The sequence below is a fragment of the Pseudomonas sp. NBRC 100443 genome (assembly GCF_030268185.1).
Lineage (GTDB): Bacteria > Pseudomonadota > Gammaproteobacteria > Pseudomonadales > Pseudomonadaceae > Pseudomonas > Pseudomonas citronellolis.
Genome location: NZ_BSQE01000007.1, coordinates 241,502 through 255,063, shown reverse-complemented (window position 1 = coordinate 255,063; position 13,562 = coordinate 241,502). Strand labels below are relative to the sequence as shown.

Sequence of the window (13,562 nt, the reverse complement as noted above, 5' to 3'; positions counted from 1 at the left end):
GAACCGCCCCATGTCCATCGACATCCGTGACTGGACCCGCGAAGCCATCCGCATCATCGAGGCGGACTTCCAGCGCAGCGCCGACACCCACCTGATCCCCCTGGAAGCGCCCGGCCTGCCCGGCATCGACCTGTACTTCAAGGACGAGTCCAGCCACCCCACCGGCAGCCTCAAGCACCGCCTGGCGCGCTCGCTGTTCCTCTATGCGCTGTGCAACGGCTGGCTGAGGCCGGGGGCGCCGGTGATCGAGGCATCCAGCGGTTCCACGGCGATCTCCGAGGCCTACTTCGCGCGCCTGCTGGGGCTGCCCTTCATCGCCGTGGTGCCGGCCAGCACCTCGAAGGAGAAGATCGCCCAGATCGCCTTCTACGGCGGCCGCAGCCACCTGGTGGACGACCCCACGCAGATCTACGCCGAGTCCGAGCGCCTGGCCCGCGAGAGCGGCGGGCACTTCATGGACCAGTTCACCTACGCCGAGCGCGCCACCGACTGGCGGGCGAACAACAACATCGCCGAATCGATCTTCCAGCAGCTGCGCCACGAGCGCTTTCCCGAGCCGGCCTGGCTGGTCTCCAGCCCCGGCACCGGCGGCACCCTGGCCACCCTCGGGCGCTTCGCCCGCTACCGCCGGCACCAGACCCGCGTGCTCTGCGCCGACGCCGAGCGCTCGGTGTTCTTCGATGCCTACCGCACCGGCGACCGCAGCCTGACCCTGGACTGCGGCTCGCGCATCGAGGGCATCGGCCGGCCACGGGTGGAGGCGTCCTTCCTGCCGGCGGTGCTCGACGCCATGGTCAAGGTGCCCGACGCCTGGTCGCTGGCGGCCATGCACTACCTGGCGCAGCGCCTGGGCCGGCGCGTCGGCGGCTCCAGCGGGACCAACCTGGTGGGCGCGCTGCTGGCGGCGCGGAGCATGCTCGATCGCGGCGAGTCCGGCTCGATCGTGGCGATCCTCTGCGATGGCGGCGAACGCTACGCGACCAGCTACTACGAGCCGCTGTGGCTGATCCAGCAGGGCTTCCAGCTGGAGCCGCTGATCGACGCGGTGCGCGCCTGCGTGGAGCAGGGCAGCGCACTGCCGGAGGCGCTGCCGGCGCTGGGGTTGTGACGGGCCGGCTTATTCCTGGTAGGCGGCGCCGGGGTAGGCGCAACCGCGCATGACCTTGTCGTCCAGGCGCAGCTCGGCGGTGAGGTTGTTCACCGCGCCGCTCATGCTGTTGACGCAGCGCGCCGGGGCCACCCACAGCTCCAGCTTCTCGCCGTTGGCCTCGGTGGAATAGCTGCTGCTGCCGCCGGGCACGCTTTCCACCACGTAGGGCAGCACCTGGTCCGGCTGCCCCGGGCGCTGCAGCAGCAGGCCCTGGGCGTTGACCATCACGCTCCAGCCCGGCTCGTTGCCGCCGGCCTGGACGATGGTCTGCCTGAAGTTGGGGTCGTCGCAGCCGTGGCCCTCGTTCTGCAGGCGGTACAGCGAGCGCACTTCGAACTTGCCGTCGGTGTTGCTGGCCTGGCCGCCGGAATAGGCGCCGCGCGCGTCGATGAACAGCTTGCCGGCGCCGTCGGCGAACAGGTCGCGGGACTCGCGGGCCACGGCGCTGTCGGCGCCGTCCACCAGGTTGAAGCGGCGCTGCTCGTTGCACGGCCGCAGCACCAGGCCGCCGTCCTCGCGGGTGACCTCGCCCTGTACCCGCGTCGGCGCGTCCTGGCGGGTGGGCTCGGGCTTCCACACCTGGCAGGCGGCGAACAGGGGCAGCAGGGCATAGAGGAAGAGGCGGGCTTGACGCATGAGATAGGGCTCCCGGAAAAATGCGCCCACGTTACCGAGCCAATGGCACCGGCTCAAGGGCTACAGTGGTAGGGACAGTCGCAAAAGGAGGCATCCGATGATTCGCTACAAGCGCGCCTACGAGGCCCCGGCCGCGGAGGACGGCTACCGGGTTCTGGTGGACCGGCTCTGGCCCAGGGGCATCAGTAAGGAAGAACTGCACATGGACGAATGGCTCAAGGACGTGGCGCCGTCCACCGAGCTGCGCCAGCGTTTCCACCACGATCCCGGCCTGTTCGAGGAATTCCGCCGCGCCTACCACGCCGAACTGGCGGCGCACCCGGAGCACTGGTGGAAGCTGCTGGGGATCGCTGGCAAGGGCGACCTGACGCTGCTCTATGGCGCGAAGGATACCGAGCACAACAATGCGCGGGTGTTGGCGGAGTTTCTGGAGGATGAGATGGAAAGGGTGGGGGAGGGGAGTTCGCCGGTTTGCTATGCGGGGAAGAAGGAGTGAGGGGGTTGGCTTTTCGTAGGGGCGAGGGGGACGCCTAGTTCTTGCTCGCGAACGGAGTTATCCGGTGGCTTCGGTGTTTGGGGTTGACGCCGTCCCCTCTCCCCAACCCTCTCCCTGAAGGGAGAGGGGGCTTGTCCGTGCCGAGAGAGGGTCAGGTTTCAGCCGGTAGCTTTCGGTGTTACCGGCTAACTCCAGAACATCCGTGTCTGCCCAACGGTCCCCTCTCCCTTCAGGGAGAGGGTTAGGGAGAGGGCGCTCTTGAGGATGCGCACCGAAGTCGCCGGATAACCTCGTTCGCGAGCAAGAACTAGGCGTCCCCCTCGCTCCTACAAGTAGCCAGCCGCCCCCCACTCACCAAACCTTGTAGACCCGCCCCGTCTCCGCCCCCTCCACACTCCGCGCGAACCCCAGCGCCGCATCCGCCGCCGGCACCGGCTTGAAGCCGCGGAAGAACGGCCCGTAGCCCGCCATCGACTCCACCAGCACATTCGGACTCACCGCATTGATCCGCTGCCCGCGTGGCAGTTCGATGGCGGCACTGCGCACGAAGCCTTCCACTGCCGCGTTGACCAGGGTCGCCGAGCTGCCCTGGCGGATCGGCTCCTCGCTGAGGATGCCGGTGGTCAGGGTGAAGGATGCGCCGTCGTTGGCGTAGCGGCTGCCGATCAGCACCAGGTTGACCTGGCCCATCAGCTTGTCCTTCAGGCCGACGGCGTACTCGGCTTCGCCCATCTCGGCGAGCGGGGCGAAGTGCACCTTGCCGGTGGCGCTGACCAGGGCGTCGAAGGGGCCCACCTGCTCGAACAGGGCGCGGATCGAGGCGCTGTCGGTGATGTCCACCCGCAGGTCGCCGCTGCTGCGGCCGACGCGGACGATTTCATGGCGCTGGCCCAGTTCGCTGGCCACGGCCTGGCCGAGGGTGCCGCTGGCGCCGACGAGGATGATCTTCATGCTGACTCCGGGAGTGAGTGGATGACGGAGCCAGTCTAGGGACGTATTTTGTTGAGATAACCGGGGTAATCGGCAACCTGGCGTTTTCGTGGGGAAACAATCATGGGCGAACTGGAAGACCTCTCGGCTTTCGCCGTGTTGCTGGAATGCGGCAGCTTCACCCGCGCCGCCGAGCGCCTGGGCTGCAGCAAGGGGCAGTTGTCCAAGCGCATCAGCGCCCTGGAGCAGGCCCTGGGCGTGACCCTGCTGCATCGCACGACGCGAAGCCTGGCGCTGACCGCCGCCGGCCAGGCGCTGCTGCCCGAGGCCCAGGCGCTCAACGCCCAGGCGGCGCGGGCGCGGCAGGCGGTGGCGCGGTTGCAGGAGGAGGCGCGCGGCACGGTGCGCATGAGCGTGCCGGTGTCCCTCGGCGAGACCTTCTTCGACGCCTGGCTGGTGGAGTTCTCCCGCAAGCACCCGGGCATCCGCCTGGAGCTGGACCTGGCCAACGAGCGCCGCGACCTGGTGGCCGACGGCTTCGACCTGGCGATCCGCTCCGGCGTCGGCGGCGACGAGCGCCTGGTGGCGCATCCGCTGTTCGCCCTGCAGGAGCTGACCTGCGCCACCCCGGCATACCTCGCCGCCCACGGCGAGCCGCAGCGGCCAGCGGACCTGGCCGGGCACAACTGCCTGCTCAACACCCACTACCCGGGCCCCGGACCGTGGCTGTACCAGCGCCAGCACGAGCTGTTCCGCGTGGAGGTTGGCGGGGTGCTGGCGAGCAACCACTACACCCTGCTGAAGAAGGCGGCGCTGGCCGACGTCGGCATCGCCCGGCTGCCGTCCTACATGCTCCAGGACGAACTGGCCGACGGCCGCCTGCGCTGGTTGCTGCGCGACTACCAGACGCGCAGCACGCCAGTGTTCCTGGTGCACCCCTACCAGGGCGGGTTGCCGCGGCGCACGCAGTTGCTGGTGGACTACCTGCTGGCCTGGTTCGAGCGCGCCCGCCAGCGTCTGCTGCAATTGCAGGGCTGAAAACGGCTTCGTTCAGCTTCGTTCAGTGCGGGTTCAGCTGGAGTTCAGGGGGGGGTCAGTGACGAGGGAATAGGCTTTGTCCATTCCCTTAGTGACCGTCCGCGAGGACCTGAGCATGAAAACCCCGACCCTGAAAGCCTCCCGCTCCCTGCTGCTCGCCGCCTTCGTCGGCAGCGCCCTGGTGCTGTCCGGCTGTGCCTCGAACCTGTCCGGCAGCAGCTATTCCCGCGCCGATGCCCGCGCGGTGCAGAGCGTACGCATGGGCACCATCGAATCCCTGCGCGCGGTGCAGATCGAAGGCACCAGGACGCCGATCGGCACCCTGGCCGGCGCCGCCGTCGGCGGTATCGCCGGCAGCGGCATCGGGGGTGGCCGTGGCGCCGCCATCGCCACCGTCCTCGGCGGCGTCGCCGGTGGGGCCGCCGGCTCGGCGCTGGAAGAGGGCCTGACGCGTACCCAGGGCGTGGAAATCGTGGTCCGCGAGGACGACGGCATGTCCCGCGCCTACGTCCAGGCAGTGGATGCCGGCCAGCGCTTCCGCGTTGGCGACCGCGTTCGCATCATGAGCGTCAACGGCGCCAGCCGCGTGACGCTCTGAGGCCGCCGTGCAGGAGGCACAGTCATGAACAAGGCACTGATCCTGCTGGTGGCGCTGCTGGCGGCACCCGTCGCCTGGGCCGGCGAGGGCGATTCCTGGTACCTGCAGACCAGCGTGTTCACCCGGCACTGGAACCACGACCCGCAACACAACAACCACCAGGACCTGATCGGCGTCGAGCGCAACCGCGCCGATGGCTGGGTGTGGGGCGGCGCGACCTTCCGCAATTCGTTCCGCCAGCGCTCCAACTACGTCTACGCCGGCAAGCGTTTCGACCTGGACGACTCGCCGTTCTACTTCAAGGTCACCGGCGGCGCCATCCAGGGCTACCGCGGCGAGTACCGCGACAAGATCCCGCTCAACCGCTACGGCGTAGCGCCGGCCGTCATCCCCTCGGTCGGCGCCCAGGTCGGCCGCTTCGCCAGCGAGTTCGTGGTGCTGGGCAACTCGGCCGGGATGCTCAACCTGGGCGTGCACCTGTAGCGGCGCGCCCCGTTCAGCCGGCGGTTTCGGCCAGGGCGGCGTCCAGGGTGTCGATCAGCAGGTCGGCGTGTTCCTGCTCGAAGGCCAGCAGCGGGCGGATCTTGAGGATGTTCTCCTGCGGCCCGGCGGCGCTGATCAGCACGCCGCGCTCGCGCATGGCGTTGACCACCCGGCGCGTCTGCGCGGCGGCCGGGGCCTTGCTGGCGCGGTCGGCGACCAGCTCCACGCCGAGGAACAGCCCGGCGCCGCGCACGTCGCCGATCAGTTCGTGGCGCCGGGCCAGGCGCTGGAAGCCTTCGCGCAGGTAGGTGCCGAGCCGTTCCGAGCGCTGTTGCAGGCCTTCCTCGCGGATCACGTCGAGCACCGCCTGGCCGGCGGCGCAGCTCACCGGGTTGCCGCCGAAGGTGTTGAAGTAGCGCACGCTGCGGCCGAAGCTTTCCAGCACCTCGGGGCGCGCCACCACGCCGGCGATGGGCTGGCCGTTGCCCATGGGCTTGCCCAGGGTGACCAGGTCCGGCTGCACGCCGTGGCGCTGGAAGCCCCACATGCGTTCGCCGGTGCGGGCGAAGCCGCTCTGCACTTCGTCGGCGATGTAGAGCAGGCCTTCGCTGCGGGCCACGGCCACCGCCTCGGCGAGGACGCCGATGGGGCCTGCGAACACGCCGTCGCTGGCGAAGATGCCATCCACCAGCAGCGCGGCGGGCTCGATGCCGTTGGCGCGCAGGTCGGCGATGGCGGCGCGCACGTCCTCGGCGAGCAGGCGGGCGACGTTCTCCGCGCCCAGGCGGTAGGCGTCCGGCGCGCGCACGGTGCGCGCGTGGGCGGGCAGGGTGATGCCGCTGCCCAATGCCGGCGAGAGTTCGGAAATGTCGCCGGTGACGCCGTGGTAGGCGAAGCGGGTGACGATCACCCCGCTGCCGCCGGTGTGGTGGCGGGCGATGCGCAGGGCCAGGTCGTTGGCCTCGCTGCCGGTGCAGGTGAACATCACCTGGCCGAGTTCGGCGGGGAAGGTGGACAGCAGGTCCTCGGCGTAGTCGAGGATGCCTTCCTGCAGGTAGCGCGTGTGGGTGTTCAGCACCGCCGCCTGGCGGGCGATGGCCTCGACCACCCGCGGGTGGCAGTGGCCGACCGAGGCGACGTTGTTGTAGGCGTCGAGGTAGCGCCGGCCCTGCTCGTCGTAGAGCCACACGCCCTCGCCGCGCACCGTGTGCAGCGGGCGTTCGTAGAACAGCCGGTAGGCCGGGCCGAGCAGGCGCTCGCGGCGCTCGATCAGGCTGCGTTCCTTGTCGCTCAGGCGCTCGGCGTCGGCCGGGCTGTAGCCATTGGTCATGGTCATGCGGGGGACTCCTCGTGGCAGGCGCGGGCGATGCGTTCGCGCGCCTCGGATCGGGACAGCCCGGCCAGGCCCTGCAGGCTGGCGCGGGCCTGGCGGGCGTTGCGCAGGATGTAGTCGCGGTTCTCCGGGTGCAGGCTGGCGCGCCAGGCGGTGATGCCCAGGGTGAGCACCAGGCGGGTGGCCATGAGGTCGCAGAGGATGTCCTGCTCGGCTTCCAGCAGCGGGTTGCGCGCGTGATAGGCGGCGATGAACTCCAGGGCCGGGGCCAGCACGTCGCCCTCGCTGCCCAGTTGGTAGGCGGCGGCCACGCCGAGGTCGTTGACCAGCGGGGCGTGGACCATGTCGCCGAAGTCGAGGATGTTGCGCAGCCGCTCGGGGTGCGCGGCGTCGACTATCACGTTGTGCGGGTTGAGATCGTTGTGGATCACCTGGGCGCGCAGCGTCGGCAGGCGCGGCAGGGCGTGTTCCTCGAAGTTGTCCAGGGCGCGCTCGACCAGGGCGCGCAGCTCGCCGTCGTCGATGTGCCGCAGCAGCGGGCGCAGGCGCTGGGCGTGCTGCAGGTCCCAGAGCAGTTCGTGGCCGGAGGCCGGGTGCTGGTAGCCGTGCAGGGCCAGGTCCAGGCGCGCCAGGGCTTCGCCCAGGTTGCGCCGCAGCGCCGTCGAGCGCTGGGGCACGCGGTGCAGCGGCAGGCCTTCGACGAAGGACATCAGCCGCGCCAGCATGCGCTGGCCGTCCACTTCCACCCAGGTCTGGTACTGGCCGTCGAGGGCCGGATAGACGCGCTGCACCGGCAGGTTCGGGTCGGCCTGCTGGACGCGCAGCAGGGCGCGGTTGTGGAAGTCCACCACCTGCGGGTCCTCCAGCGGGTGGGACAGCTTGAGCAGGCGGCTGGCGCTGTCGTGGGCGCCGATCTGGAAGTTCAGGTCGCGCTCCCCGGCCAGGCGTTGCAGCGGGCCTTCCAGGCCGAAGCAATCGCGGGCGATGGCCGCGGCCTGGTCCGGCGTGACCTGGGCGGGCGCGGCTTCCAGCAGGGGATCGTGGGCGAGGGCGGTCAGCGGCATGCGCGGGGGCTCCGGTTCTTGTCGTGCTTGTCGTTCTTGTGGGGCTGGCGGCCATTAAAGCATAAAGAAAATATGATGCATCATATTTTATTCGGCGGTCGATTGCGTCATCATCGAACGCACTCCGCAAGCCCGAATGGATGGACACGCACATGAGCGAACCCAGGACCCTGCTGCTCACCGGCGCCAGCCGCGGCATCGGCCATGCCACCGTGAAGCACTTCAACGCCGCCGGCTGGCGGGTGTTCACCGCCTCGCGCCAGGACTGGGTGGCCGAATGCCCCTGGGCCGAGGGGCTGCTCAATCACATCCACCTGGACCTCGAGGACATCGCCAGCGTCGAGGCCGCCCTGCCAGCCATCCGCGAGAAGCTCGGCGGTCGCCTGGACGCCCTGGTGAACAACGCCGGCATTTCGCCCAAGGGCCCGGAAGGCCAGCGCATGGGCGTGCTGGAGAGCGACTACGGCACCTGGCTGAAGGTGTTCAACGTCAACCTGTTCTCCACCGCGCTGCTGGCCCGCGGCCTGTTCGAGGAGCTGAAGGCGGCCCAGGGCAGCATCATCAACGTCACCTCCATCGCCGGCTCGCGGGTGCACCCCTTCGCCGGCGTCGCCTACGCCTCGTCCAAGGCCGCGCTGGCGGCGCTGACCCGCGAGATGGCCTACGACTTCGGCCGCCACGGCGTGCGGGTAAACGCCATCGCGCCGGGGGAGATCGATACCTCGATCCTGTCGTCGGGCACCGAACTGATCGTCGAGCGCGACATCCCCATGCACCGCCTGGGCAAGCCGGAGGAGGTGGCCTCGCTGATCCACTTCCTGTGCACCCAGGGGGCTTCGTACGTGAACGGCGCGGAAATCCACGTCAACGGCGGCCAGCACGTCTGAGCCGGTGGCTGGCAATTCGCCGGCCAGCACCGCATCATCGCGCCCGGAACCTGCGAGGAGCCCATGAACTACCCCATCGACGGCCTCAACCACGCCTACCTGGGCAGCGGCGTCTACGCGTTGCTGCGCGAGGCGCTGATCACCGGACGCTTCCAGCCCGACGACCGCCTGCGCATCCGCGACCTGGCGCAGCAACTGGGCACCAGCGTGACGCCGGTGCGCGACGCCATCCTGCAACTGGCCAAGGAGCAGGCCCTGGTGCTGCGCACGCCAAGGGACATCCGCGTGCCGGTGCTGAGCCGCGAGCAGTACCTGGAAATCCGCAGCATCCGCGTGGCCCTGGAGGGCCTGGCCGCCGAGACCGCGGCCAGCCGCGTCACGCCCGCGCAACTGGCGATGCTGGAGAAGAACATCCGCGACAACCTCGCGGCCATCCACGCCGACGACCTGGTGGCGGCGCTCAAACTCAACCAGGCCTTCCACTTCGCCCTCGCCGAGATCGCCGGCATGCCGCTGCTCAAGGGCTTCCTCGACAGCCTGTGGATGCGCACCGGGCCGCTGATCGCGCGGACCTACGGCAGCTTCAACGAACGCATGGCGGTGGAGCACCACTGGGAAGTGCTGCATGCGCTGCAGAAAGGCGATGGCGCGGCAGCCCGCGCGGCCATCTGCGCCGACCTCACCGACGGCAGCCAGAAGATGCTGGAGTTCCTCGCCCAGCGCGAAGAGGACGAGGCGCGGGCGGCGGGTTGAATCCCCCCATGGGAATGGCGCGGGTGGGGCCGCGTAGGAGCGGATCTCATCCGCGAACCGCGCCGGTGGGTCCGGCTATCGCGGACAAGGTCCGCTCCTACGACCGTGCATTCCTGTGGCTATCTGCCATGTCATGCCGATGTAGCGGGCCCTGCCCGCGATTTCGCGCGCAGGGCGCGCTCCTACTCGCGAATGGTGTTTACCGGCGGCAACTGTGTTTCGGATTGACTCCGCTCCCTCTCCCCAACCCTCTCCCGCAAGCGGGAGAGGGGGCTGTCCGTGCGACCGGGGAGGGAGGTTTCATCCTGCCGTTTTCGCAGCTCCGCAGAGGGCGCAGTCGTAGGATGGGTTGAGCGAAGCGATACCCATCGCCAGGACTCGACCCATCCTGCGAAGAGCCAAAGAAAAACGGCCCCGAAGGGCCGTTTTCTCTTGCCGCAAGAGGCTCAACCCCCCAGGTAGGCGTCGCGCACCTTGGGGTTGACCAGCAGGTTGGCGCCGGTGTCCTGCATCACGATGTGGCCGTTCTCCAGCACGTAGCCGCGGTCGGCGAGCTTCAGCGCCTGGTTGGCGTTCTGCTCGACGAGGAAGACGGTCACGCCTTCGCTGCGCAGCTGTTCGATGATGTCGAAGATCTGCTGGATGATGATCGGCGCCAGGCCCAGGGATGGCTCGTCGAGCAGCAGCAGCTTGGGCTTGCTCATCAGCGCGCGGCCGATGGCGAGCATCTGCTGCTCGCCGCCGGACATGGTGCCGCCGCGCTGGCTGAAGCGTTCCTTCAGGCGCGGGAACAGGCCCAGGACGCGGTCCATCTGCTCCTGGTAGTCGCCCTTGCTGGTGAAGAAACCGCCCATGGCCAGGTTTTCCTCGACGGTCAGGCGGGCGAACACCCGGCGGCCTTCGGGGACCACCGCGATGCTCTTGCGCATGATGTGCGAAGACTCCTGGCCGACCAGTTCCTCGCCGAGGTACTTGATGCTGCCGGAGGCCGCCCGCGGCGAGCCGCAGAGGGTCATCAGCAGGGTCGACTTGCCGGCGCCGTTGGCGCCGATCAGGGTGACGATCTCGCCCTGCTGCACTTCCAGGCTGACCTCGTGCAGGGCCTGGATCTTGCCGTAGAAGGTGGAGACCTTGTCGAACTTCAGCATGGCTCAGGCCTCCCCCAGATAGGCTTTGATCACGTCCGGGTTGTCGCGGATCTGCTCCGGGGTACCGTCGGCCAGGGGCGTGCCCTGGTTGATCACGTAGATGTGGTCGGAAATGCTCATCACCAGCTTCATGTCGTGCTCGATCAGCAGCACGGTCACGCCGTGCTCGGCGCGCAGCATGGCGATCAGCGCCTTGAGGTCCTCGGTCTCGCGCGGGTTGAGGCCGGCGGCCGGCTCGTCGAGCATGAGGATCTGCGGGCGCGTCATCATGCAGCGGGCGATCTCCAGGCGGCGCTGCTGGCCGTAGGCCAGGGTGCCGGCCGGGCGGTTGGCGACGTCCTTGAGGTTGACCACTTCCAGCCAGTGCGCCGCGTAGTCCAGCGCCTCGGCCTCGGCGCGGCGGAACCCGGGGGTCTTCAGCAGGCCGGCGAAGAAGTTGGTGTTGATGTGCCGGTGCTGGGCCACCAGCAGGTTCTCCACCGCGGTCATTTCCTTGAACAGGCGGACGTTCTGGAAGGTACGCACCACGCCGCGGTGGGCGATCTTGTGGCCCGGCAGGCCCTGGATGGGCTCGCCGCGCAGCAGGATCTGCCCGCCGGTGGGCTGGTAGAAGCCGGTCAGGCAGTTGAACACGGTGGTCTTGCCGGCGCCGTTGGGGCCGATCATCGAGACCACCTGCTTTTCCTCGACCTTGAGCGCGACGCCGTTGACGGCCAGCAGGCCGCCGAAGCGCATGGTCAGGCCGGATACTTCAAGAATCGGTCGACTCATTTACGCAACTCCAGGTGCGGGCGCTGCATCGGCAGCAGGCCCTGCGGACGCCAGATCATCATCAGCACCATGATGGCGCCGAACATCAACATGCGGTATTCGCTGAACTCGCGCATCAGCTCGGGCAGCAGGATCATCACCACGGCGGCGAGGATCACGCCCAGCTGCGAGCCCATGCCGCCGAGGACGACGATGGCGAGGATGGTGGCCGACTCGATGAAGGTGAACGACTCCGGGGTCACCAGGCCCTGGCGCGCGGCGAAGAAGCTGCCGGCGAAGCCGGCGAAGCAGGCGCCGAGGGTGAAGGCGGAGAGCTTGATGATGGTCGGGTTCAGGCCCAGCGCGCGGCAGGCGATCTCGTCCTCGCGCAGCGCTTCCCAGGCGCGGCCCAGGGGCATGCGCAGCAGGCGGTTGATGACGAACAGCACCAGCAGCACCAGCAGCAGCGCCACCAGGTAGAGGAACACGACCTTGTAGTTGGAGTTGTAGGCGATGCCGAAGAACTCGTGGAAGGTCTGCATGCCCTCGGGGGCGCGGCGCTCGAAGGTCAGGCCGAGCAGGGTCGGCTTCTCGATGCTGCTGATGCCGTTGGGGCCGCCGGTCAGGCCGGTGAGGTTGCGCAGCAGCACGCGGATGATCTCGCCGAAGCCCAGGGTCACGATCGCCAGGTAGTCGCCGCGCAGGCGCAGCACCGGGAAACCGAGCAGGAAGCCGAACAGCGCGGCCATCGCCCCGGCGATCGGCAGGCAGGTCCAGAAGCCCAGGCCGTAGTAGTGCGAGAGCAGCGCGTAGCTGTAGGCGCCCACGGCGTAGAAGCCGACGTAGCCCAGGTCGAGCAGGCCGGCGAGGCCCACCACGATGTTCAGGCCCAGGCCCAGCAGCACGTAGATCAGCACCAGGGTGGCGATGTCCACCGCCCCGCGCGAGCCCCAGAAGGGCCAGGCCAGGGCGACCAGGATCATCACGATGATCACCTTGCGCTGCACCGAAGGCTGCGTCAGCGAGCGGTACAGGAAGTTGTTCTCGCCCATGTGCAGGGTACGGCCACGGCTGAAGCTGAAGCGATCGCGCACCAGTTGCCAGACGAACATGGCCACGGCGCACGCGGCGATGGTCCACAGGGTGCTGGGGCTGACGCCTTCCAGCTGCAGGCCGATGCCGATGACGCTGAGTTTCAGGCCGAGGATCGGGTAGGCCACCGCCAGCACCAGCAGAGCGCTGAAGAAAGCCGTCTTGAGTCGCTTGTTCATACCTTCTCCACCTCCGGACGACCGAGCAGACCGGTGGGGCGGAACAGCAGCACCAGGACCAGCAGGCTGAAGGCCACCACGTCCTTGTACTGGTCGCCGAACACGTCGGCGCCGAAGGCTTCGGCGACGCCCAGCACCAGGCCGCCGAGCATGGCGCCCGGGATGCTGCCGATGCCACCGAGCACCGCGGCGGTGAAGGCCTTGATGCCGGCGAGGAAGCCGATGTTCGGGTTGATCACGCCGTACTGCAGGCCCAGCAGCACCGCGGCCACGGCGGCCAGGGTGGCGCCGATGACGAAGGTCAGGGCGATGATGTTGTTGGTGTTGATCCCCAGCAGGTTGGCCATCTTGATGTCCTCGGCGCAGGCGCGGCAGGCGCGGCCCAGGCGGGAACGGGAGATGAACAGGCTGAGGCCGTACATGGCCAGCAGGGTGACGATGAAGATCAGCACCTGCATGTACGAGACGGTCACCCCGTAGGTGGGATCGCCGAAGACGAAGTTCCCCGGCAGCAGGTTGGGGATGGCCTTGTCCTTGGAGTCCTGGGCGAGCAGGACCTCGTTCTGCAGGAAGATCGACATGCCGATGGCCGAGATCAGCGGGATCAGCCGGTTGCTGCCGCGCAGCGGGCGGTAGGCGATCCGTTCGATGCTGTAGCCATAGGCGCTGGTGACGATGATGGCGGCGGCGAAGGTGCAGAAGATGACGATCGGCAGGCTGACGATCCCCATCATGGCCAGGCCGGTGATCACGATGAAGGCTACGTACGAGCCGATCATGTAGACCTCGCCATGGGCGAAGTTGATCATGCCGATGATGCCGTAGACCATGGTGTAGCCGATGGCGATCAGGGCATAGGTGCTGCCAACGGTAAGGCCGTTGACCAGCTGTTGCAGGTAGTGATAGAGCTCAGGCATCACCTAACTCCTCGGGCGTCGCGTGAAGCGGCGCTTGTGGCGCGACGGACCCCCGGAATACGCGGAATAAACAAAGCCCACTGCGGGCGCAGTGGGCTCTGGACCTCA

The 13,562-nt window shown here is 68.5% G+C and carries 15 protein-coding genes; 7 read left to right on the top strand and 8 right to left on the bottom strand.

Going from position 1 to position 13,562, the window contains the following annotated elements; genetic code table 11:
• Positions 1 to 10 precede the first annotated feature (10 nt).
• Positions 11 to 1,108, top strand: a complete 1,098-nt coding sequence (locus QSJ95_RS12010; protein WP_285642578.1) for a PLP-dependent cysteine synthase family protein — start codon at positions 11 to 13, stop codon at positions 1,106 to 1,108.
• A 9-nt stretch (positions 1,109 to 1,117) separates the two neighbouring features.
• Here QSJ95_RS12010 and QSJ95_RS12005 read toward each other — a convergent pair whose 3' ends face one another.
• Positions 1,118 to 1,786 carry a COG3650 family protein gene (locus QSJ95_RS12005; RefSeq protein ID WP_043314168.1) on the bottom strand — a complete coding sequence of 223 codons (669 nt, stop codon included), beginning with the start codon at positions 1,784 to 1,786 and terminating at the stop codon, positions 1,118 to 1,120.
• Positions 1,787 to 1,883: 97 nt separating this feature from the next.
• Here QSJ95_RS12005 and QSJ95_RS12000 point away from each other — a divergent pair, with 97 nt between their 5' ends.
• Positions 1,884 to 2,282, top strand: a complete 399-nt coding sequence (locus QSJ95_RS12000) for a DUF488 domain-containing protein (RefSeq protein WP_009620653.1) — start codon at positions 1,884 to 1,886, stop codon at positions 2,280 to 2,282.
• A gap of 351 nt (positions 2,283 to 2,633) precedes the next feature.
• Here the strand turns inward: QSJ95_RS12000 and QSJ95_RS11995 are convergent, their stop codons facing one another.
• Positions 2,634 to 3,233, bottom strand: a complete 600-nt coding sequence (locus QSJ95_RS11995; protein WP_058488736.1) for a short chain dehydrogenase — start codon at positions 3,231 to 3,233, stop codon at positions 2,634 to 2,636.
• 102 nt (positions 3,234 to 3,335) lie between these two features.
• On the opposite strand from QSJ95_RS11995, the gene QSJ95_RS11990 reads away from it, so the two are divergent.
• The 3 genes from QSJ95_RS11990 to QSJ95_RS11980 all read left to right on the top strand — a co-directional run bounded on the left by QSJ95_RS11990 (position 3,336) and on the right by QSJ95_RS11980 (position 5,331).
• Positions 3,336 to 4,250, top strand: coding sequence for a LysR family transcriptional regulator (locus QSJ95_RS11990; protein ID WP_285642575.1), 915 nt, complete (start codon positions 3,336 to 3,338; stop codon positions 4,248 to 4,250).
• 115 nt (positions 4,251 to 4,365) lie between these two features.
• A complete protein-coding gene (locus QSJ95_RS11985; protein WP_009620647.1) occupies positions 4,366 to 4,848 on the top strand; it encodes an outer membrane lipoprotein in 483 nt (160 codons plus the stop codon).
• Between the two features lie 24 nt (positions 4,849 to 4,872).
• Entirely contained in the window at positions 4,873 to 5,331 is a 459-nt protein-coding gene (locus QSJ95_RS11980) for a sn-glycerol-3-phosphate transporter (protein WP_281688131.1), read from the top strand.
• Between the two features lie 13 nt (positions 5,332 to 5,344).
• Here the strand turns inward: QSJ95_RS11980 and QSJ95_RS11975 are convergent, their stop codons facing one another.
• On the bottom strand, positions 5,345 to 6,667 hold the full coding sequence (locus QSJ95_RS11975) for an aspartate aminotransferase family protein (protein WP_285642571.1): 1,323 nt from the start codon (positions 6,665 to 6,667) through the stop codon (positions 5,345 to 5,347).
• Positions 6,664 to 7,728, bottom strand: coding sequence for a phosphotransferase (locus QSJ95_RS11970; protein WP_285642570.1), 1,065 nt, complete (start codon positions 7,726 to 7,728; stop codon positions 6,664 to 6,666). Before QSJ95_RS11970 ends, QSJ95_RS11975 begins: the two co-directional genes overlap by 4 nt.
• A gap of 152 nt (positions 7,729 to 7,880) precedes the next feature.
• Between QSJ95_RS11970 and QSJ95_RS11965 the strand changes: the two genes are divergently transcribed.
• Both QSJ95_RS11965 and QSJ95_RS11960 read left to right on the top strand, forming a co-directional pair.
• On the top strand, positions 7,881 to 8,615 hold the full coding sequence (locus tag QSJ95_RS11965; RefSeq protein WP_009620642.1) for an SDR family NAD(P)-dependent oxidoreductase: 735 nt from the start codon (positions 7,881 to 7,883) through the stop codon (positions 8,613 to 8,615).
• Between the two features lie 63 nt (positions 8,616 to 8,678).
• Complete coding sequence (locus tag QSJ95_RS11960) at positions 8,679 to 9,368, top strand: GntR family transcriptional regulator (RefSeq protein WP_249917615.1); 690 nt, start codon at positions 8,679 to 8,681, stop codon at positions 9,366 to 9,368.
• 446 nt (positions 9,369 to 9,814) lie between these two features.
• Here QSJ95_RS11960 and QSJ95_RS11955 read toward each other — a convergent pair whose 3' ends face one another.
• From QSJ95_RS11955 to livH, 4 genes are read right to left on the bottom strand one after another with little or no spacing between them, the layout of a single operon-like run.
• On the bottom strand, positions 9,815 to 10,516 hold the full coding sequence (locus QSJ95_RS11955; protein WP_009620638.1) for an ATP-binding cassette domain-containing protein: 702 nt from the start codon (positions 10,514 to 10,516) through the stop codon (positions 9,815 to 9,817).
• A gap of 3 nt (positions 10,517 to 10,519) precedes the next feature.
• Positions 10,520 to 11,287 (bottom strand): high-affinity branched-chain amino acid ABC transporter ATP-binding protein LivG, encoded by a 768-nt coding sequence (livG, locus tag QSJ95_RS11950; protein WP_009620637.1) that lies wholly within the window; start codon positions 11,285 to 11,287, stop codon positions 10,520 to 10,522.
• Positions 11,284 to 12,537, bottom strand: coding sequence for a high-affinity branched-chain amino acid ABC transporter permease LivM (locus QSJ95_RS11945; protein WP_058488743.1), 1,254 nt, complete (start codon positions 12,535 to 12,537; stop codon positions 11,284 to 11,286). The genes livG and QSJ95_RS11945 overlap by 4 nt, the downstream gene beginning before the upstream one ends.
• The gene (livH, locus tag QSJ95_RS11940; RefSeq protein WP_009620635.1) at positions 12,534 to 13,454 is read right to left on the bottom strand and encodes a high-affinity branched-chain amino acid ABC transporter permease LivH; all 921 of its coding nucleotides are present in this window, start codon (positions 13,452 to 13,454) and stop codon (positions 12,534 to 12,536) included. Before livH ends, QSJ95_RS11945 begins: the two co-directional genes overlap by 4 nt.
• Between the last annotated feature and the right edge of the window lie 108 nt (positions 13,455 to 13,562).

Bases quoted from the DNA above. Each gene is read 5' to 3' on its own strand.
- QSJ95_RS11995 (WP_058488736.1), bottom strand. From the start codon at position 3,233: ATGAAGATCATCCTCGTCGGCGCCAGCGGCACCCTCGGCCAGGCCGTG.
- QSJ95_RS12000 (WP_009620653.1), top strand. From the start codon at position 1,884: ATGATTCGCTACAAGCGCGCCTACGAGGCCCCGGCCGCGGAGGACGGC.
- QSJ95_RS11965 (WP_009620642.1), top strand. From the start codon at position 7,881: ATGAGCGAACCCAGGACCCTGCTGCTCACCGGCGCCAGCCGCGGCATC.
- QSJ95_RS11985 (WP_009620647.1), top strand. From the start codon at position 4,366: ATGAAAACCCCGACCCTGAAAGCCTCCCGCTCCCTGCTGCTCGCCGCC.
- QSJ95_RS11970 (WP_285642570.1), bottom strand. From the start codon at position 7,728: ATGCCGCTGACCGCCCTCGCCCACGATCCCCTGCTGGAAGCCGCGCCC.
- QSJ95_RS11980 (WP_281688131.1), top strand. From the start codon at position 4,873: ATGAACAAGGCACTGATCCTGCTGGTGGCGCTGCTGGCGGCACCCGTC.
- livH (WP_009620635.1), bottom strand. From the start codon at position 13,454: ATGCCTGAGCTCTATCACTACCTGCAACAGCTGGTCAACGGCCTTACC.
- QSJ95_RS11955 (WP_009620638.1), bottom strand. From the start codon at position 10,516: ATGCTGAAGTTCGACAAGGTCTCCACCTTCTACGGCAAGATCCAGGCC.
- QSJ95_RS11960 (WP_249917615.1), top strand. From the start codon at position 8,679: ATGAACTACCCCATCGACGGCCTCAACCACGCCTACCTGGGCAGCGGC.
- QSJ95_RS11990 (WP_285642575.1), top strand. From the start codon at position 3,336: ATGGGCGAACTGGAAGACCTCTCGGCTTTCGCCGTGTTGCTGGAATGC.
- QSJ95_RS12005 (WP_043314168.1), bottom strand. From the start codon at position 1,786: ATGCGTCAAGCCCGCCTCTTCCTCTATGCCCTGCTGCCCCTGTTCGCC.
- livG (WP_009620637.1), bottom strand. From the start codon at position 11,287: ATGAGTCGACCGATTCTTGAAGTATCCGGCCTGACCATGCGCTTCGGC.
- QSJ95_RS11945 (WP_058488743.1), bottom strand. From the start codon at position 12,537: ATGAACAAGCGACTCAAGACGGCTTTCTTCAGCGCTCTGCTGGTGCTG.
- QSJ95_RS12010 (WP_285642578.1), top strand. From the start codon at position 11: ATGTCCATCGACATCCGTGACTGGACCCGCGAAGCCATCCGCATCATC.
- QSJ95_RS11975 (WP_285642571.1), bottom strand. From the start codon at position 6,667: ATGACCATGACCAATGGCTACAGCCCGGCCGACGCCGAGCGCCTGAGC.